Origin of the sequence: Allocoprococcus comes, assembly GCF_013300725.1 — a bacterium.
Taxonomy (GTDB): Bacteria; Bacillota; Clostridia; order Lachnospirales; family Lachnospiraceae; genus Allocoprococcus; species Allocoprococcus comes_A.
In genome coordinates, this window is the sequence record NZ_JAAIMM010000007.1 from 102,528 (window position 1) to 120,465 (window position 17,938).

The 17,938-nt window shown below is 40.8% G+C and carries 18 protein-coding genes and 1 pseudogene; 8 read left to right on the plus strand and 11 right to left on the minus strand.

What is annotated here, in order from left to right; all coding sequences use genetic code 11:
- Positions 1-58 precede the first annotated feature (58 nt).
- From G4407_RS05615 to G4407_RS05630, 4 genes are all read left to right on the plus strand, one after another.
- Positions 59-2,797, plus strand: a complete 2,739-nt coding sequence (locus G4407_RS05615) for an alpha-L-rhamnosidase (protein WP_173688085.1) — start codon at positions 59-61, stop codon at positions 2,795-2,797.
- Positions 2,798-2,888: 91 nt separating this feature from the next.
- Complete coding sequence (locus tag G4407_RS05620) at positions 2,889-3,854, plus strand: alpha/beta hydrolase (protein WP_173688086.1); 966 nt, start codon at positions 2,889-2,891, stop codon at positions 3,852-3,854.
- A 52-nt stretch (positions 3,855-3,906) separates the two neighbouring features.
- Positions 3,907-4,098: a hypothetical protein gene (locus tag G4407_RS05625; RefSeq protein ID WP_173688087.1), complete on the plus strand. Its 192-nt coding sequence runs from the start codon at positions 3,907-3,909 to the stop codon at positions 4,096-4,098.
- A 344-nt stretch (positions 4,099-4,442) separates the two neighbouring features.
- Complete coding sequence (locus G4407_RS05630; RefSeq protein ID WP_173688088.1) at positions 4,443-5,414, plus strand: family 43 glycosylhydrolase; 972 nt, start codon at positions 4,443-4,445, stop codon at positions 5,412-5,414.
- On the opposite strand, the gene G4407_RS05635 is transcribed toward G4407_RS05630, so the two are convergent.
- Positions 5,395-6,603 carry a helix-turn-helix domain-containing protein gene (locus G4407_RS05635; RefSeq protein ID WP_173688089.1) on the minus strand — a complete coding sequence of 403 codons (1,209 nt, stop codon included), beginning with the start codon at positions 6,601-6,603 and terminating at the stop codon, positions 5,395-5,397. The genes G4407_RS05630 and G4407_RS05635 overlap by 20 nt on opposite strands.
- A gap of 200 nt (positions 6,604-6,803) precedes the next feature.
- On the opposite strand from G4407_RS05635, the gene G4407_RS05640 reads away from it, so the two are divergent.
- Complete coding sequence (locus G4407_RS05640) at positions 6,804-9,611, plus strand: family 78 glycoside hydrolase catalytic domain (protein WP_173688090.1); 2,808 nt, start codon at positions 6,804-6,806, stop codon at positions 9,609-9,611.
- On the opposite strand, the gene G4407_RS17260 is transcribed toward G4407_RS05640, so the two are convergent.
- From G4407_RS17260 to G4407_RS05655, 3 genes are all read right to left on the minus strand, one after another.
- Positions 9,498-10,367, minus strand: a complete 870-nt coding sequence (locus G4407_RS17260; protein ID WP_459076694.1) for a helix-turn-helix domain-containing protein — start codon at positions 10,365-10,367, stop codon at positions 9,498-9,500. The genes G4407_RS05640 and G4407_RS17260 overlap by 114 nt on opposite strands.
- 183 nt (positions 10,368-10,550) lie before the next feature.
- Entirely contained in the window at positions 10,551-11,945 is a 1,395-nt protein-coding gene (locus tag G4407_RS05650) for an FtsK/SpoIIIE domain-containing protein (protein WP_173688091.1), read from the minus strand.
- 96 nt (positions 11,946-12,041) lie between these two features.
- Positions 12,042-12,185 (minus strand): WxxxWxxW domain-containing protein, encoded by a 144-nt coding sequence (locus G4407_RS05655; RefSeq protein WP_173688092.1) that lies wholly within the window; start codon positions 12,183-12,185, stop codon positions 12,042-12,044.
- 312 nt (positions 12,186-12,497) lie between these two features.
- Here G4407_RS05655 and G4407_RS05660 point away from each other — a divergent pair, with 312 nt between their 5' ends.
- Positions 12,498-12,737, plus strand: coding sequence for a DUF6061 family protein (locus tag G4407_RS05660; RefSeq protein ID WP_008115692.1), 240 nt, complete (start codon positions 12,498-12,500; stop codon positions 12,735-12,737).
- A gap of 376 nt (positions 12,738-13,113) precedes the next feature.
- Here G4407_RS05660 and G4407_RS17010 read toward each other — a convergent pair.
- From G4407_RS17010 to G4407_RS05695, 7 genes and pseudogenes are all read right to left on the minus strand, one after another.
- Positions 13,114-13,344: pseudogene (locus G4407_RS17010) on the minus strand (hypothetical protein); the annotation flags it as partial.
- A gap of 21 nt (positions 13,345-13,365) precedes the next feature.
- Positions 13,366-13,662: a hypothetical protein gene (locus G4407_RS05670; RefSeq protein ID WP_022154349.1), complete on the minus strand. Its 297-nt coding sequence runs from the start codon at positions 13,660-13,662 to the stop codon at positions 13,366-13,368.
- Positions 13,663-13,675: 13 nt separating this feature from the next.
- A complete protein-coding gene (locus G4407_RS05675) occupies positions 13,676-14,260 on the minus strand; it encodes a DUF6033 family protein (RefSeq protein WP_022154350.1) in 585 nt (194 codons plus the stop codon).
- Between the two features lie 22 nt (positions 14,261-14,282).
- Positions 14,283-14,513, minus strand: a complete 231-nt coding sequence (locus G4407_RS05680) for a helix-turn-helix domain-containing protein (protein ID WP_117494835.1) — start codon at positions 14,511-14,513, stop codon at positions 14,283-14,285.
- Positions 14,497-14,934: a sigma-70 family RNA polymerase sigma factor gene (locus G4407_RS05685; RefSeq protein WP_003502131.1), complete on the minus strand. Its 438-nt coding sequence runs from the start codon at positions 14,932-14,934 to the stop codon at positions 14,497-14,499. Before G4407_RS05685 ends, G4407_RS05680 begins: the two co-directional genes overlap by 17 nt.
- Positions 14,935-15,407: 473 nt before the next feature.
- Positions 15,408-16,391, minus strand: coding sequence for a 23S rRNA (adenine(2503)-C(2))-methyltransferase RlmN (gene rlmN / locus G4407_RS05690; RefSeq protein WP_002584956.1), 984 nt, complete (start codon positions 16,389-16,391; stop codon positions 15,408-15,410).
- Positions 16,392-16,407: 16 nt separating this feature from the next.
- Positions 16,408-16,593 (minus strand): cysteine-rich KTR domain-containing protein, encoded by a 186-nt coding sequence (locus G4407_RS05695; protein WP_003431289.1) that lies wholly within the window; start codon positions 16,591-16,593, stop codon positions 16,408-16,410.
- Between the two features lie 398 nt (positions 16,594-16,991).
- On the opposite strand from G4407_RS05695, the gene G4407_RS05700 reads away from it, so the two are divergent.
- On the plus strand, positions 16,992-17,348 hold the full coding sequence (locus tag G4407_RS05700) for a helix-turn-helix transcriptional regulator (RefSeq protein WP_044942672.1): 357 nt from the start codon (positions 16,992-16,994) through the stop codon (positions 17,346-17,348).
- A gap of 199 nt (positions 17,349-17,547) precedes the next feature.
- Positions 17,548-17,877, plus strand: a complete 330-nt coding sequence (locus G4407_RS05705) for a plasmid mobilization protein (protein ID WP_002584958.1) — start codon at positions 17,548-17,550, stop codon at positions 17,875-17,877.
- Positions 17,878-17,938: the final 61 nt, after the last annotated feature.

The following is a 17,938-nucleotide window of genomic DNA, read 5'->3' on the forward strand; positions in this document are numbered from 1 at the left end:
TACCAAAAAAGGTTCTGTCCTTTTTGTGCATAGTATCTTTGAAATGGAGGAATTATAGATGAAATTATATGATCTTAAAACAGAATACAGAGAAAATCCAATCGGACTTACAGAGAAGACACCAAGATTTTCATGGAAAATGGAGTCACAGGAGAAGGATACTTTACAGACTGCATATGAAATAAAGGTGACTGATGAAAATGGTAAAGTTGTCTGGAACAGTGGAAAAAAAGCATCAGACCAGTCTGTTCTGATTCCTTATGAAGGAGAAATTCTGACAGATGAAATGCTTTACAAGGTAGAGGTATCTGTGACAGATAACCATGGAAATGCAGAATCCATCGAAGGAACATTTGAGACAGGAATTTTTGACAATACTGAGTTTATCGCAAAAATGATCACAAGTGATTTTTCTGAAGAAGAGACAGCATGCCCGGTATTTGGAAAGACATTTGCAATTGATAAAAAGGTAAAGAAAGCGCGTCTTTTTGCAACTGCGCATGGTGTATATGAAGTGACACTGAATGGACAGACAGTCGGTGATTACCGTATGACACCTGGATGGACAAGCTATCACAACAGACTGCAGTATCAGATTTATGATGTAACGGAAATGCTTGTTGCGGAAAATAAAATCGAAATTACAGTTGGAAATGGCTGGTACAAGGGTATTTTTGGATTTACTTGTGAGCCGAATCGTTATGGTACACAGGCAGGAGCTTTTTCGGAGCTTCATATCGAATATGAAGATGGAAGCAAAGATGTGATCGCTACAGACGAAACATGGTCTGTAAAGACCGGGAAAATCCGTTACAGCGAAATTTACATGGGTGAGACGATTGACACGGATACACCTGAGATTACAGAGGGAAAAGTTGTTGTTAAAGATTTTGATAAAGCAGTTTTAACAGCACAGGAGAATGAACCTGTTCGCATTACAGAGAAGATTGAAGGGAAAGAACTGATCGTTACACCAAAGGGTGAGAGACTGGTTGATTTTGGACAGATTGTTACAGGTGTTGTTGAGGTTCATGTGAAAGGCGAGAAAGGACAGAAAATCGTGATCCGTCACGCAGAGGTTCTCGACAAAGACGGAAATTTCTATCCGGAGACACTTCGTCAGGCAAAATCAATTGATACATTTATCTGCAACGGAGAAGAGCAGATCTTCCGTCCGCATTTTACATTCCACGGATTCCGTTATATCTGTGTGGAAGGAATGGAAGAGTTTGCAGCAGATCAGTTTATTGCCTGTGTGACACATTCTGATATGGAAAAGACAGGTGATTTCAACTGCTCTAACAAGAAAGTAAATCAGCTGCAGAGCAATATTACATGGGGACAGAGAGGAAATTTCCTTGATATTCCGACAGATTGTCCGCAGAGAGACGAGCGTCTCGGATGGACAGGAGATGCACAGGTATTCTCATGGACAGCAGCATTTAACAGGAATACAGCATTGTTCTACACGAAGTGGATGCGTGATGTGGCAGCAGAATCTTCCCTGGAAAAAGGTGTGCCACATGTTGTGCCGGATATCCTGGGACAGTACAGCTCCTCCGCATGGAGTGATGTAGCAGTTATCGTTCCATGGGTTGTTTATCAGATGTATGGTGATAAAGGCATTCTGGAAGAAAACTGGAAATGTATGCATGAGTGGGTAGACTACATCAAGAATAACTGTGAAGAGAATGGTCTCTGGCAGAGTGGATTCCAGTATGGAGACTGGCTTGCACTGGACAAAGAAGAGAGTGCAGACAGAACCGGAGCAACAGATAAATATATGATCGCAAATGCGTACTATCTGTATGTAACAGAGCTTGTAAAGAAAACAGCAGAGGTGCTGGAAAAAGATGAAGACGCGAAAAAGTATGCGGATCTTTATGAAACAACCTTGGATGCATTCCAGAGAGAATATTATACAGAGACAGGACGTATCGTAAGCGAGACACAGACAGGTGCAATTATTTCCCTGTACTTTAATCTTGCAAGAGAAAAAGACAGAAAACGTATCTTGAAGACACTGATTACGAATATCGAAAATCATAAAAATCATCTGTCTACGGGATTTGTTGGAACACCTTATATTTGCCATGCACTTTCTGAAAATGGAGCACATGAGATGGCGGCAACTCTCTTCATGAAAGAAGATTATCCGTCATGGCTCTACGCAGTAAATATGGGAGCAACAACCATCTGGGAGCGTTGGAATTCAATCAAACCAGATGGAACATTTGATGAATCAGGAATGAACTCTCTGAACCATTATGCGTATGGTTCTGTAGGTGACTGGATGTACCGTAAAGTTGCCGGATTATCTCAGTTAGAGCCGGGATATAAAAAATTCCAGGTAAAACCAATGTTTGTAAAAGGCATTGAAGAGTGGGGCACAGAGTTTGAATCTGTTTACGGAAAGATTGTGGCAAATACATCCTGCAAGAATGGAAAGATCCATGTGCATGTAGAAGTTCCGGCCAACACTACAGCAGTGATCGTTCTTCCGGAAAAAGAGGAAGTACACGAAGTTGGTTCCGGTGTATATGATTACGAATATGACACAGAGACAAGTCTTGTTGTAGAAAGATTCAGTATGGACAGCACACTTGGCGAAATCGTTGCAGCACCACTCGCAGTTGAGATGTTCAACCAGATGGTACCGGGAATGCTGGAAGGCCCGATGATCCAGTTTGCTTATGGAATGACACTTTCAGAGCTGCTCGGTGCTGCGCCGGCTGCGAAACCGATGTATGAGGCAGTTGTGAATGCCTTGAATCAGAAGGAAAAAGAAAATCAGTAGTGCCGGTTAGGGACGGAGTTTTCTGGCTCTTTTTGCAAGCAAAAAGCCAGAAAATCCCGTCCCTGATGGTAAGCTGTGAAAGGAGAATATCATGAACAAAATAACATTATGGAATGAATCAGAATACAATTACGCAGCAGCATGCGGGTTTATCCCGAACATGCGATTATATTTCCATGAAGATGAAAAAGTACGACCATGTATCCTGATCGCACCGGGTGGCGGATATACCGTAGTTTCTCCATCAGAAGGTGAGATTGTAGCAAAGAAGTTTTATGAGATGGGATATCATACTGCAGTTGTGACTTATACCACAAATCTCTTACAGATGATTCCATTGAAATTGCAGCCGATGCAGGATCTGATGCGTGCCATCCGCTATATCAGAAAGCATGCAGAAGAACTTCATGTAGATAAAGATAAGATCATGTTATGCGGATTCTCCGCAGGAGCACATGCATGTGGAAGTGTTGCGGTACACTGGCAGGAATTTGAAGAATCTGAGACAGGAGAATATGCGTCCATATCCGCAAAACCGAATGCAGTCATTCTTTCCTATCCGGTGATCACATCCGGTGACTGTGCACATCGAGGTTCTTTCACTGCACTTTTAGGAGCCGATGCTTCTGAGGAAGAACTTGAATATATGTCTCTGGAAAAACAAGTGACAGAAGATATGCCGCCATGTTTCTTGTGGCAGACGGCGACAGATGAACTGGTTCCGGTTCAGAACTCATTCTTATTTGCACAGGCTCTACAGGAAAAGAAGATTCCGTATGCATTCCATGTGTTTTCCCAAGGGAAACATGGATTGTCACTAGCTGATGAAGCATGGGCAAATGAAGAGTTTGGAGAACCATATACATTGGAACAGACTTTTGCATTAGGTCAGGCAGTGAACGATGGAACATTTCCGGTTCCGGAAGAAGTAAAACAGGCTTTGAATGAGATGGCGAAAATGTTCACCGGACAGACTGAGCGTGAGAGGGAACAGGCGAATGAAGAAGTAAAACATTGGCCGGAGCTGGTGGATGAGTGGATAAGGACTACGCTTTAAAATGGCGAGATGTATTACTGGACGCACATAGTGTGAACAGCAACTGCTAAGTGTGGCACATGTCACAATTCTCCAGCATGCGTCTGATGGGAATCTGGAAAAAGAATGCGAGAAGGCATTTCAGCAGATCATAGATGTAGGATATACAGAATCTCTGGAACAGGAAGGAATCCATAAGATTATAAAATACGGCATTGCATGTTATAAAAAGAAGTGCAAGGTTGAGATGAAAATCGAAGGATAGAAAAAGATGAAACATTTATATTTTCAAGTTGACGTTTCAATCAGGATAGCATAGTCTAATAGTAGCTAATAAAAGAAATTAGATTTCTACAGATCAAACTTCTGCAGGAAGAAGAAAAAGCTCAGAGTCGTGACCTCTGAGCTTTTTCTATTCCGTTATGTAAGGTGGCTTATGCCTTTAGGATGGTGCCGCTAATCGTCTCTTTCCAACCATTTGCAAATAAAATAGTTAACGATAAAATTACAATAGAATATATAAAATTACAATAACTGTACGCCCTCAAATGTTATAGTTGCCTTAGAAAAAACAAACAAACGAATAGCGAGGGAGGCAGTGTATAAACTATGAAACCATTTCTAAATATCAAATCCAACATCCCGGATGGTGAAGCTCATGTAATGCCGGATGGAAAAGTCTATATCTATGGAAGTCTTGACACAAAAGAGGATTCCTGGTGTTCCGATCATTACAAAGTAATTTTGTCCGCAGATCTGGAACATTGGGTAGAGAGTGAAATCAGCTTTTCCATCAAGGATGTTCCGTGGGCAGACGAGATTCAGGAACCAACGTACTTAGAGGGTGTTAAGTCTTATAACGAACTTCCGGAGGCAATTTTGACTTTCCTTCCAGAAGAGACCAAAGAGATTCCAATCGATCAGTTCCTACCGATTTTGAGGAATATACTGATAGAACAGCAAAAGAACAAGAGTCTGTTTGCACCGGATTGTATCTATAAAGATGGAAAATACTATCTATATTTTTGTCTTTCTGACGATACGGAGGGAGTTGCAGTATCAGATTCTCCTACGGGGCCATTTAAAAATGCGGTGAAACTTCCTGTAAAAGGAATTGATCCGGCGGTTTTTGTTGATGATGATGGACAGGCGTACTATTATTGGGGGCAGTTTTCTTCTTGTGGAGCAAAACTGAATCCGGATATGATGAGCATTGATGAAAGTACGATTGCAGAAGGGCTTGTGACGGAGAAAGAGCATCATTTTCATGAAGGAAGTTCTATGAGAAAGCGTGGAGATACCTATTATTATGTTTTTGCAGATATCTCCAGTGGAAGACCAAGTAGTCTGGGATATGCGACATCAAAGTCTCCGCTTGGACCATTTACATACCAGGGAGTGATTGTTGACAATATATCGCTGAATGAGAAAAGCTGGAACAATCATGGCAGTATTGAGGAAGTGAATGGACAGTGGTACGTGTTCTTCCATGTAAGTACAAAGGGGCAGTATCTAAGACGGGCATGCATGACACCAATTGAATTCGATGAGAACGGATTGATCAAGAAGGTGGAACTGTAAGCTGAGTCTGTTTTCTGTATTGGGTAGGAGTAATTCCATATTTCTTTTTAAATACATTCTGAAAATAAGCCTGGGAGGAGAAGCAGAGATAGCTGCTGATTTCGCTCAGGCTTTTTTCTGTGAAGGTAAGCAAACTTTTGGACTCTTCTAACTTGCAGCGCATGATAAAACTACTGATATCGAAACCAAGTTCCTTCTTAAATTTTTTAGTGAGATAAGAGCGGCTTTTCCCGATATGTTCCGTGACATCACCAACCCGGATCGCTTCATTTACATGGCGGGAGATGAACTGGACACAATCAAAAATTTCTTTGGACATTCCACCTGGAATTTTCCCTTTTGCAACACGCTCTGTAAAATCAATCAGCATAGAATAGCTGAGCTTTTCAATATAAGCGATATTTTGAGAGTGTTCACAATCCTGAATGTAAATATCAGCCAGTTGATAGGCTTCTTCCAGGTTCATTCCTCCCTGGATAGCTGCCCGGGTGGTAAGTGTTGCTGTTGTGATAAAAATGTTTTTCCTTTGCCTGAGTGCGTTGCCTGCGACAATCCCCTCCACAAGATTCTGTGAGCTGTTGAGAAGTTCTTTCAATCGTCTGACATCTCCATCCTGGACATATTTCATCATTTCTTTTTCGTAAAAATGGGTATTATGATATCTTTGATTTTCTTTGAGTTCCATTATTTTCTCAGTGTAAATGCTGGATATCTTATCTGTTTGACCAAATCCTTCCAATTGGAAATGCTCACTGACAGAGATTACTTCATCATTGATGCAGAAGTGCAAATAAGCCAGAACATTCAAAAAAGAATAGAGTGATTGCTGTGGAATGCTTTGTAAAAACTGTGAGACGCGGGAATGAAAAGAAGCATCGATGGCCCATTCCTTCATAAAATTGTGTGTATCTGATTCTGTTACTGGTGTACTGAAGACAGGTCCGACAATAAGACAATAATCGCGTCTGGATGATTCAACATAACCATAATAAGTAAAAGAATCTGAAACAAAGTAGTCTGGATTCATTTTGAAATTTAAAAAATCCGGGGAAGGATTATTTACAATGATATTGAACCCGACATCTTCCGGATAAGTATAACTTTTATCCAATGCATAATCATAGCAATTGATTGAGAGAAAAGTGGCTTCATAAAATAATTTGCAAAATGCTTTAATATCCTGGATCATAAATAACCTCCGAAAAATGAATTTGATGAGAAAGGAAATCCAATACTGAAAATATTCAACTTATATCCAATTTTACAATATTTGAATTAATATTACAATAATTAAAGCATGGAGACATGTTATCTTATACTCACAATAAATTAATATTCCTGGTAACCAAAGTAATTAGTATGATTTTAGAGAATAAGTGGAGGAAATTTATGTTTATCCAAAATATAACCTGTGAATTTGTAAAAGAACCGATTTCGATTGATTGTCAACATCCAAGATTTTCATGGGAGATTGATGCAGAAAAAAACAATGTCTTTCAGACAGCCTGGCAAATTATTGTTAAGGATGAAAAGAACGTAATTGTATGGGATAGTGGTGTTCAGGAAAACTCGGATACTACAGCTATTTCTTATCAGGGAGAAATGTTAAAATCAACATCCGTATATCATTATCAGATTACTGTGTGGACAAATACAGAAGAAATGATTCAAAGTGGAGAAAATTATTTTGAAACTGCATTTTTGAATAAGTCTGACTGGAAAGCAAAGTGGATGGAGCCGGAGCCATTGCCACAATTACTACAGAATCCTCTGAATGAAGCCAAAAAAGAGTGGCGGAAGATTACAGAAGCAATGATGCACGGAGATATGAGTGCAATGAAAACAGAAGAGGATATCTGGGATGCTTTACCGATGGAACCCTATGATCCGGCAGTACAGATGCGCCGTGTTTTCAGGGTGGGAAAATCTGTGAAACGTGCCCGTCTGTATGTGACTTCACATGGTATTTATGAAGTAAAGATCAATGGAAAGTCAGTGACGGACAGCCGATTGAATCCAGGTTTTACAGCGTATGACAGAAGACTAAAGTATCAGGTCTACGATGTGGATGAATTTGTGCAAAATGGAGAGAATGCAGTTTCTGTAACAGTTGCAGATGGATGGTATAAAGGAAAGATTGCGCTTGGACACGGATGTGAATATGGAGAAGTACCGGGAGTACTTCTCCAGTTGGAGATGATAGATGAAAATGGTAAAAAACAAGTCATGTGTTCTGATGAAAACTGGAAATATTCCTTTGATGGACCGATACGAAGTGCGGATTTGTTCTTAGGTGAAACCTATGATGCAAGAAGATATGACGGGGATCCTTCCAAGATAGAATATGATGATAAAAAGTGGTTTCCGGTGAGAACACATACAATGGACAATCCAATACCAGAAGCGCAGATCAGTCCACTGGCAAAGGTATTTGAAGAAGTTCCTGCACAGAGCGTATTTATTACACCAAATGGCGAAACAGTGGTTGATTTTGGACAGAATCTTGCAGGAACTATCCGGGTGAAGATTCAGGAAGAAAATGGAACAGAAGTGAAATTTGAACATGGAGAAATGCTTGATGGTCAGGGAAATTTCTTTTATGTTTTTGCCGGAACAAGCAGAGCACAAGAGGATATTTATATTTGCGGAGAGAAGCGGGAAGAAATTTTTGAGCCACATTTTACATATCATGGATTTCGCTATGTGCGCGTGACTGGTGGAGCAGATTGGAAGAAAGAAGATTTCACAGCTCTTGCAATCAGTACAGAAAATGAAGTGACAGGAAATTTCCAATGCTCGGATGAGCAGATCAATCAGCTGCAGAGTAATATTTACTGGAGCCAGCGTTCGAATAACATTACGATTCCAACGGATTGTCCGACAAGAGAAAAAGCAGGGTGGACAGGAGATGTAGTGGTCTATGGGGCAACAGCACTGTTCAATCAGAACATGACAGCCTTTTACGAAGACTGGCTTCGCAGTATTCGCCTGGATCAGCTGGAAAATGGATACGTTCTGGGAACAGTACCACAGATCAGAAATTATGTACAGCAGGGGGATACAGGGTCTCTTGGGTGGGGGGATGTCATACTGACACTGCCACTTCAGATGTATCAACTCTGTGGAGACAAAGAAGTTCTTCAAGTAAATTATGAGGCTATGGGGAAATGGATGCATTCCATGGAGTGTGCTGCACATGAACTTCCAGGTGAAGCGGTTCCTTATGGGGGATTCCAGACAGAACAGAATTGTGATGAAAGAAGCCTTGAAAACCAGCGTTATCTGATCAATACAGGATTTCACTTTGGAGACTGGATTATTCCAAGTGTTGTGAATGAAGAGGGCTTTACCGATGGACCGGCTTCTGCATTTCTCACAATGAATTATGTTGGAAGCAGTCTGCTGGCAGCAGATGCAGATATGTTTTCGGAAATTTCTGAATTAGTGGGAAATATGGAGAATGCAGAGAAATACCGCGCTTATGCAAAAAGAGTCCGCCAGGCGTTCGAAGAAGAATATGTATCGGATGATGGAAAGCTTGGGCAGGAGATGCAGGGAAATTATATTCTGGCATTGAGACATCATATGGTGTCACCGGAGAAAGAACCACTTCTTGCGGAAAGACTGAATGAACTTGTAGTAAAGAATGGATTCAGACTGGATACCGGTTTTATGGCTACCCCGCATATTCTTGATATCTTATGTCAGTATGGATATGCAGATACTGCATGGAAGGTATTGCTTCAGAAGCAGTGTCCGTCCTGGCTCTATGAAGTGGAACAGGGGGCAACAACAGTCTGGGAAAACTGGGATGCAGTAAGACCAGACGGGAAACTGGCAAGTTGTTCCTTTAATCATTATGCGTTTGGCTGTGTTGGAGATTTCCTGTACCGGAAAGTTCTTGGTGTACAGAATGCAGGAATTGGTTATGACAGGATCCGGATTGCACCGGAGTATGACTGTCCGTTTATGTGGGCAGAAGGAACCTATCACAGTGAAAATGGAAACATTGAGTTAAGATGGGAAAAGAATAAAAATAAAGTGAAGATTTTCGGACGGATTCCGGCAAATACATCCGCATGCTTAAGGTTGCCGGATGGAACAGAAAAAGAACTTGGAAATGGACGGTTTGACTTCATCACAACGGCGTTTCAGCTCGTCAAGATCAGGTGCAGACACCCGTATGACGTAGCTTAACTTATACATACTTTCTTTGCTCTGGTCTAAGTCCGTTTCCAGCTCGTCCACGCTGTCTAAAGCGTCCACCACATTTGAGCTGGTTTCACTTCCAGCTTGATAGGCGTGATTATCCAAATCTTTCAATTCCTTTTTCTTGTTGCGGACTGTCGTTAATGCTTTCCGATTTTCCACGATTTCTACATTCATAGAAGTATCAACGGGGAATGTGAATTGCTGTTGCTGGAAATAGAAGATTTCACTGGACGGAAAATCCAGCTCGCCCACAATCGCATTGACGGTAAAGTAGGACACATACCAGCTTCTTTGCTGTGCCAGCAGGTAACTTTCAAACTGCCTGCAACCACGCCCCTTTAACTCTAAAAGGACACCTTTTTCCTCGTCAGCCGACGTATAGATAAAGATGTCCCCTAAAGAATAATGCTCCGTATAGCTGTAATGTCCGTAATCTTCATGGAGCATATAATTGATATTCAGTTTTAATATATCTTTGATGATGTGCTGTATATCCAGCGTGGGAAAACGAATTTTCACATAATCAAACAGCATGGTAAGCGGTGCTTCTGGATTGAACCTTGCCAGTTCTTTATACAGAGTTTCCAGAAGTTCCTTTGACGGCTTCATTTTTCCACTTTCTATCTTGTTGAGATATTCCCTTGTGATACCAGAAGCCACCGCCAGTCTGCCTTGTGAGATACCGTAAGCAATCCGCTTCTCCCGTAATTCTTTTATCCATTGTTCTTCATTCAGAACCATACCCCCAATCTATAAAGTGTGAAGTTTTTTAAGGCGACTTCACAGCCGATTTTTGTTAGAAAATCATGCCAGAAGCCTTATGTTTCCTATGTTTTTTGTCTATTGTCTATTTGTAAACGTACCCCTCTGTTAGATACCGAGGGGTTTTACCTGCTGGCGTGGCTTACGCCACACCAGCAACGGCTAGTCCGTGCCGTCGCCTTTCGCTTCGCACGTCGCCGTCCCGTCCTGCCTTGCTTGTGCAAGAGAACCGATAGTCTGCAAAAAATCATGTCCTTTCGGGACTAAAGGCGTGTAAAATTCACTGATGACGCTTGTTCCCACATCACAATAGCCACGCCCTTTGATACGTTTCTGGTAAAACTGCTTTTTCACGTCAGAACCGAACAGCATACCGTAACCAAGTTCACTGATACGCCCCAGTCCTACACGAAAGTTGAAGTTATCCCTTATCCCGTCCGAGAAATATTTTGCGTCTGGTCTTTGACAAGCGACGATAAGGAAATATCCTGCCTGCCGTCCCAGCATGACGATTTTCTTTAACTGGCTAAGCAGGCTCGTGCTTTCCTTTATCCCCAGCATTTCAAAAAATGCCACATATTCATCAAAGATAAGAAAGCAGGGTGGAAGTCCCAGATAGGCGTAGTTTTCGCCCGTTTTATAGTTCGGGTGTCGCTTCATTTCCTCACTTCGCTGTACCATGCCCTCATAAAAGGCATTGACGCAATCTATCATTTCTTCTTTGGTATGGTAGACGTTAGGCATGACTGTTCCTAAATCCGCAAGGTCGGCGTTCTTCGGGTCTAAGATGTAAAGAATAGCGTCAGTATGCAGTAGGGCTTCAATGAGCGTCAGCAAAAAGTATGTTTTACCGCCACCCGTACCACCAGCAATCAGAGCGTGAGGGAGTGCGTCATATTCCCAGACAAGATTTTTCATCAGTCTAAGACAGCCGTTTTCTGCCCGTACTTCATCAATGGTAATGCGGTTTGCTATCATGTCATAAAGCAGGGTGTATTCAATATATCCGTCATGCAAGGTCTTGTCGGTCAGCTCACAATACAAGCCACTTTCCAATTTGTCCTCTAACCGTAAAAGCTGGTCTTGATATTTTCCTAACGTGATTTCACAGCGGATATGAAGCAGTCCCTTTTCCATTTGATAATAAATCTTTGGAAACCAGACGATTTTTTCCCTTGATCTGCTTTGCAGGTCAGTAAAAAAACCGCTGTCTTGTACGGTATCGGCTTCATACCATTTGTTTTCCAGTATCATTCTTGCCAGCTTTTGACGGTGCAGGAGCTTCTTGAAACTGTCGTAACAGAAGCGGTAATACAGAAAAGCGACCAATGCACAAACACCAGTCGCTATCAATATAGTTATGAAGTTGTAAGGGGAAAGCGTCAAGCCGTTCTCTAACAAACTGAAATGCTCCCAATCGGTACGCATGAGCTGTTTGATATTCAATAGCAAAAGAACCGCCACGAATACAAACAGAAGCGTACCAGCACAGAAACGATATACCAAGCCTTTGTCGCTGGCTCTGATACGGTGTCCTTTATTCCAAATCTTTTGCATAAATCAATCACTCCTTTCTGGGTACGAAAAAAGCAGTCAATCATATAGACTAACTGCTTTGTTATATGGATATGAAGTTGTAAAACTGGGAGTTGACTATCTCACAATAAATCTATAAATTGCATAGGCAACCCATATAATCCAAGAAAAAGCCCATAAATCAAAGAGAATACTAACTGTTAAATAAATGATAGCAACAGAGATTGCTATTATCCAATTTTTCTTTTTAGCATTTTCCATAATCAACCATCTCCTCAAATTCCGATTGAGATTTCACCTGTTTTAGGGAATTTAATAACTGTTATATTTTGTTATTAAATTCTCTGCAAACCCTTGAAAACACTGGATTTATCGCAGGTGAGCTTTCCCTTATTGTTTCCCTTGTGTTATATCGTCCCGTCAGCGTTTACGAACTCTGATAAGGGCAAATACAAGGGCAAGAAAAATCTATAAAACAGTATAACACAAAATAAAAGTGACATGGTGAACTGATTGAAATGCTTCTGATTTTTGTAACAAATGACTGATTGAATGATAAGGAGATTCTATACGATGAGAACAATATTTGCAGAATACAATCCACACAGAAACAGCATTGATATTTATACTTCTGCTGGTTATATGCTCCGCATTGACTGTTGGGAAGCCGAAAAGGATTTAAAAACCACACCCGGATCAGACTGTGCATTGAACGCACTTGCCATTGATAAACCGCTTGAATATGCAAAATTATATCTTGATGAAACAATGCAGATATGGGTAGATGCAGAAGATTCATTAGAACTATGGTGATTTTTTCAACAGCACTAAGGTTACTTTTTCCCAATCTCATTTATTGAGAATCGTCTTTTTACCGTGCATATATATTCAATATCTTTTTATCTATTATAATGAAATCAAGGGCTGGTCTAATGCCAGCCCTACAAAAATGAAAATTCACATAGAAAATAAATTTACAATTTTTCCGATATAAACCTGTTATCAACAAATACAAACATAATTTATATTATCGTATCTATTGATATGATATGTATTTCAAAGAGTTACCAGAAGTTTTTGAAAACTTTTCCCTTGTGATATTATCTAAAGCTCCTAATTTTATACTTTTCCCATGATGGAGCAGCTTATTTGACCGTATCTTTAATAGCTGTATTTTTGTAATTAGATGTAACACCACCGGATTTTCATCCGTTGAATCATCCGCATATTTAAGACAATAAGAAAGACCGGTGCCATTACCTCCTGTCCACAACATATTATCTGTTGTGAATATCTGATATACCTTCGGTGTTTCTGCCGTATAAAATGTCTTTTCCCCAGATGCAGGCGTTTTCATATTATTGCCTTTTTGTTGGCGGTACATTGAAGATACCGTATTTAGACCAGAACCAATGTGCATACTTCTGTTCCTCCAATCATTTTATCTGAATTGTAAATGTACTGCTTCTCTGACTGTTTTCAGTGTCCTTGAAATAGTGTCAAAAAGAGGTGCTATGCCTGGCTTAACTACCGTATGTTTTGCACGGTCTTTTACATCATGCACTCCAAATCCGTAACACATATTTCTGCCCTCTGCGGAAAAATTCACGGTATCTCTGTCTTTATGTACATTTGAACTGCTTTTTTCTGCATTTATGTGTTCCCGCATTTCAGAATTTATTTTATATCCATCATACTGAAACGCCTTACTCTGCCTACTGTAAACTTCCAACGACATATCCGTGTCCTCCTCAGATTTTCGTATCTAATGTAGATAATAAATCTACATTATCGTATTCCGCTTGAGTATATGCTCTTACCACTGAACTACTGTTTTCTGACATTTCACTAATATACTCATCTCTATCTTTGCGTTTCTCACGCAATTCTTCCAAATATTCTTCATCTCTTTTTCGTTTCTCACGCATTTTCTCTAAGTATTCTTCTTGCTCACGTTTTTTGTCCCGTCTACTTTTTGCTGCTTTTTGTTGATTTTGTGTACTCAATACATCTGAACTTTTATTTGACGAATTAGCTGTTCTCATACCACCACATGAAGATTGCCGATTTCCATTAGCATCATATGTAACTGTCCTGCCTCCCAACTCTACACCGTCACGCTTTGCAAAAGAATATACTTGTGAATTTGCTGCAACCTCTCCGGATAAATTCCATTCTATTTCTTTTGCGAATTCCGGATCATTAGCCATTTTTTTCAAACAGTCATAAGAAAGATTTACGACCACTTTATTGGAATTGCAAGGCACAACACCGCCGTTGGTATTAAAACTTATTTGCGGAAACTTTTTACATAATTTTTCATAATATTCTTCCACACTATTAGAATTGTGTTTTGTGTCACATAAGGGTGCGGGTAATAAGGCGCACTTGCAGCCTGTTACGCATTTCCTCGTCCACATAGGAATAGGTGTTGCCCGCGTCGTCTTTCAGCGTGCGGGTACAAAGTTTCGCTATGTAACCCTCGTAATGCTTCAAGATCGCGCACATGGCGGTTGTGTCGCCGTTTGCCGCTGCGGAAATGACAGGGAACGGCAACAGATTTTCAGATTTCCTAACGGTATTCATCATCTGCTTTTCCCTCCAAATACTGTTTGATTTTCGCAAGCGCGGATTTCCTGTGCCGGAAAACCGTCGTGCGTACAACATTCAGCAGTTCAGCAATTTCCGCGTCGCTCATGTCCAAGAAGTAGGACAAAAGGATAATGTCGCGTTTCCTTTCGGGCAAAGCGTTAAGGGCTTCGGCAAGCAGTTCATTTTTGACGAGTACATCAAAGCCGGACACTTGAAAACGGAAATAATCGCTTTTGTATTCGTCCGTTGTGAAAAGCTGCGCGAGTTCGCTTTCGCTCAAATCCGAAAAAGGTACTTCGCGTGCTGCGCGTTTCGCAAGAGTGCGGCGGTGGCTTTTCGCTTCGCCAACCAAAGTTTTCTTTGCTAATGCGTCGTACTGATGTTGTATTCTTTCCTTGTCGGAAGAAGATAGCTCCATAGAGTTCACCTCCTTCCCGCGTGGAGTAGAGGACGGGAGTTAAGGGCTTGTCCTCTCTGCCCCTTTCGCTCCGTACCCGTTCGGGAGATGGCTCTTGAGTGCGTTTTTCAGAAAAAAGTTGAAAAAAGCAAAATGCGCCCGTCCGCAAGACGCGGACGAGCGCAAAGGAAATGTAAGAAGTATTTAGATGTATTGACAGTTCATACTCATAGCCGGAATATCCCGCTTGCGGAGCATAGCTTTTTTTGACCGCAAAGCATTAGGCGGGTTACAGTAAATAAAAATGGACACGGCGATACCTCCCCGATACCGCCGTATCCTTAAAAAAGGGCGACTTTAATACACTACCCGCAATCCATTCTATAATAGGGAACAGCGGCTTTTGCGCAATATTAAATAAAAAAGCCGATAACACATAGGTTTTTTGACCTAATGCGTTATCGGCTCTGCGTCTATGCGTCTGGCACTTTTAATCATTTTTTTTTGAATTTATTATATGTGTTAGCTAACTGTCCACAAGCCGCGTTAATCTCTCTGCCATGAGAAACTCTCATAGTAACTTCAAGTCCTGCTTGCTCTAATTGATGTTTGAATGCAACTATTTCCCGTTTCTGTGGTGCTTTAATTCTTGAATTGCTTGTTGGGTTGTATTGTAACACGTTAATCATAACTTTTTTGCCCCGAAACCATTTTGCAAGTTGTCTTACATCTGAGGGCCGGTCATTTATACCCGGTAAAAGCAAATACGCAAAGACAATTTTGCGATTATGCCTTTCAGAATAGGATAAGGCTTGCTTAACAACATCTTCAATAGCATATATGCGCATGTGAGGAATAATACGATTTCTTGCAGATTGTGTTGCTGCGTGTAAAGATATTGTCAACTGAATTTTAAGATGTTCCTCGCGCAATTTTTTTAATTGATCGACCGGACCAACTGTTGATATGGTAATGCCGTCGGTTGGAAAGTTGAGCCCATATCTATCTCGGAGAATATGGATTGCTTTTATCAAGTTGTCATAATTGAATAAAGGCTCTCCCATACCCATAAAAACGATACGGTTTACTTTTCGACGCAACAATATAATCTGTTGTACGATTTCTGACGATGTTAGATTACGAACAAAGCCATTTCGCCCGGACTCACAAAAAATACAACCAACAGGACAACCGACTTGTGTGCTCACGCAAACAGTTCCACCATCTCGCCGCTTGATAAAAACCGTTTCAATGTATTTGTTGTCTTTCAGTTCGTAAACATACTTTTCAGTATCACTGCTTTTGCAAATATTTTTTACCAACATTGATAGATTTTTTTTGCGTGGTAATTGCTTATATAATTCTTCATATAAGGCTTTTGCTTCATTCTCGCCAATAACTTCCGACATTTCTTTGTAAGTAAATCCGTATGGATCATTCCGTACTTCCGCAGGCGTATATTTAGGTAAACGTTTCATTTTTATATCCTTTCTTCTAAATAATAAAAGTTTGTTTTTCTGTATTTTTGATTACAATCTCTAATTTTTCTACATCAATGATATGCGTCAATTTGCATTTAGGGCAGAAAAGAGGAAAATCTTTTAATACAGTATTATGAAATACTTGAACTCTCGTCTTTCCGTTACAAATCGGACATTTTATCCAATATTTTTTAAGCATTATATTTCACTCGTCCTTTTTACACAAAAAAATGCAGGTCAATCCTCAACATGAGCATTGACCTGCATTTATAATGCACAGAGCAGTACAACAAAACTAAGGCATAGCTTGCACTATGTCTATACTATATCTATACGTCGTTAGTTTTTTGTATAGCATCCGCAAAATAAGCATGACAAAAAAGCCCATGTTGAAAATGGGAAAATCCTTTTTTTCAATGCTTATCTAATACGCATGCTATGCAACATAAACGCCGCCTCCTTTTACATAAATTTTATTTTATCAGAAAATCAGTCTACTGTCAATACACAACAGGAAGTATTTAACCTAATGATATGAATTGTGTGGACATATCCAAAAAGAAAGGTGAACTGTAAAATGTAACAGGGTGAATGAAAATGGCAAAAAGACCCGTACCATTGTACGACTTTAAGGCTTTCGGGGCAGCTATAAAAGCCGCGAGAAATGAATACGGCGAGAGCCGCAAAAAGGTAAGCGACGAGTTATATATTTCCCCGCGCTACCTTGCGAATATCGAGAACAAGGGACAACAGCCGAGTTTACAGGTATTCTATGACCTTGTAACCCGGTATCATATTTCGGTAGATCAATTTTTCTTCCCGAACAGCAATGCGGAGAAATCCACCGGGCGGCGGCAGCTTGACGCGCTGCTGGACGGTATGAGCGATAAAGGCATACGGATTGTAACCGCAACGGCAAGGGAGATAACAGAAGTCGAACAAGCAGAGGACTAACCTCACAATATGGGAAGCAGGAGATTGCAGCGCATAGGGGCTGCAATCTTTTTTTGCGCCAAATTAGAAAGAGAGTGCAACAAACGCTGCCTTTGAAACGGGATAAGGAGTAGATAGCAAGCACAGCAAACGAGTACCCGTTTGCGAAAAGTGCTTGTTGGGATAATCCCAAACCCTTATACCGAAAGGCGGTGCGGAAATGGAAAACCGAAAGAGAAATATACAGATGAAGTTTTACGTTACGGAAGAAGAAAAGCGGCTGATCGACGAGAAGATGAAGCAGCTTCCCATAAAGCAGTATGGGGCATACTTCCGTAAAATGGCGATAGACGGGTATATTCTTGTCGTTGACCGAAGCGACACAAAAGCATATATCCGGGAACTGCAAGCGGTGAGCCGGAACATCAACCAGATTGCAAAACGCGCCAATGCGACGGGGACGGTTTACAGGCAGGATATAGAGGACATTAAAAAGGCGGTGGACGAGATATGGCGGTTACAAAGACGCACCCTATTAAATCAACCTTAAAGGCTGTTCGCAGTACAAACGGACGAGCCGCACGCAGAACTGCACGCAGCATTATATCCGA

Coding starts and splice junctions, on each gene's coding strand:
- G4407_RS05620 (WP_173688086.1), top strand. CDS start 2,889: ATGAACAAAATAACATTATGGAATGAATCAGAATACAATTACGCAGCA.
- G4407_RS05615 (WP_173688085.1), top strand. CDS start 59: ATGAAATTATATGATCTTAAAACAGAATACAGAGAAAATCCAATCGGA.
- G4407_RS05685 (WP_003502131.1), bottom strand. CDS start 14,934: ATGGAGCTATCTTCTTCCGACAAGGAAAGAATACAACATCAGTACGAC.
- G4407_RS05680 (WP_117494835.1), bottom strand. CDS start 14,513: ATGATGAATACCGTTAGGAAATCTGAAAATCTGTTGCCGTTCCCTGTC.
- G4407_RS05650 (WP_173688091.1), bottom strand. CDS start 11,945: ATGCAAAAGATTTGGAATAAAGGACACCGTATCAGAGCCAGCGACAAA.
- G4407_RS05640 (WP_173688090.1), top strand. CDS start 6,804: ATGTTTATCCAAAATATAACCTGTGAATTTGTAAAAGAACCGATTTCG.
- G4407_RS05630 (WP_173688088.1), top strand. CDS start 4,443: ATGAAACCATTTCTAAATATCAAATCCAACATCCCGGATGGTGAAGCT.
- G4407_RS05635 (WP_173688089.1), bottom strand. CDS start 6,603: ATGATCCAGGATATTAAAGCATTTTGCAAATTATTTTATGAAGCCACT.
- G4407_RS05660 (WP_008115692.1), top strand. CDS start 12,498: ATGAGAACAATATTTGCAGAATACAATCCACACAGAAACAGCATTGAT.
- G4407_RS05655 (WP_173688092.1), bottom strand. CDS start 12,185: ATGGAAAATGCTAAAAAGAAAAATTGGATAATAGCAATCTCTGTTGCT.
- G4407_RS05700 (WP_044942672.1), top strand. CDS start 16,992: ATGGCAAAAAGACCCGTACCATTGTACGACTTTAAGGCTTTCGGGGCA.
- G4407_RS05670 (WP_022154349.1), bottom strand. CDS start 13,662: ATGTCGTTGGAAGTTTACAGTAGGCAGAGTAAGGCGTTTCAGTATGAT.
- G4407_RS17260 (WP_459076694.1), bottom strand. CDS start 10,367: ATGGTTCTGAATGAAGAACAATGGATAAAAGAATTACGGGAGAAGCGG.
- G4407_RS05695 (WP_003431289.1), bottom strand. CDS start 16,593: ATGCTTAAAAAATATTGGATAAAATGTCCGATTTGTAACGGAAAGACG.
- G4407_RS05705 (WP_002584958.1), top strand. CDS start 17,548: ATGGAAAACCGAAAGAGAAATATACAGATGAAGTTTTACGTTACGGAA.
- rlmN (WP_002584956.1), bottom strand. CDS start 16,391: ATGAAACGTTTACCTAAATATACGCCTGCGGAAGTACGGAATGATCCA.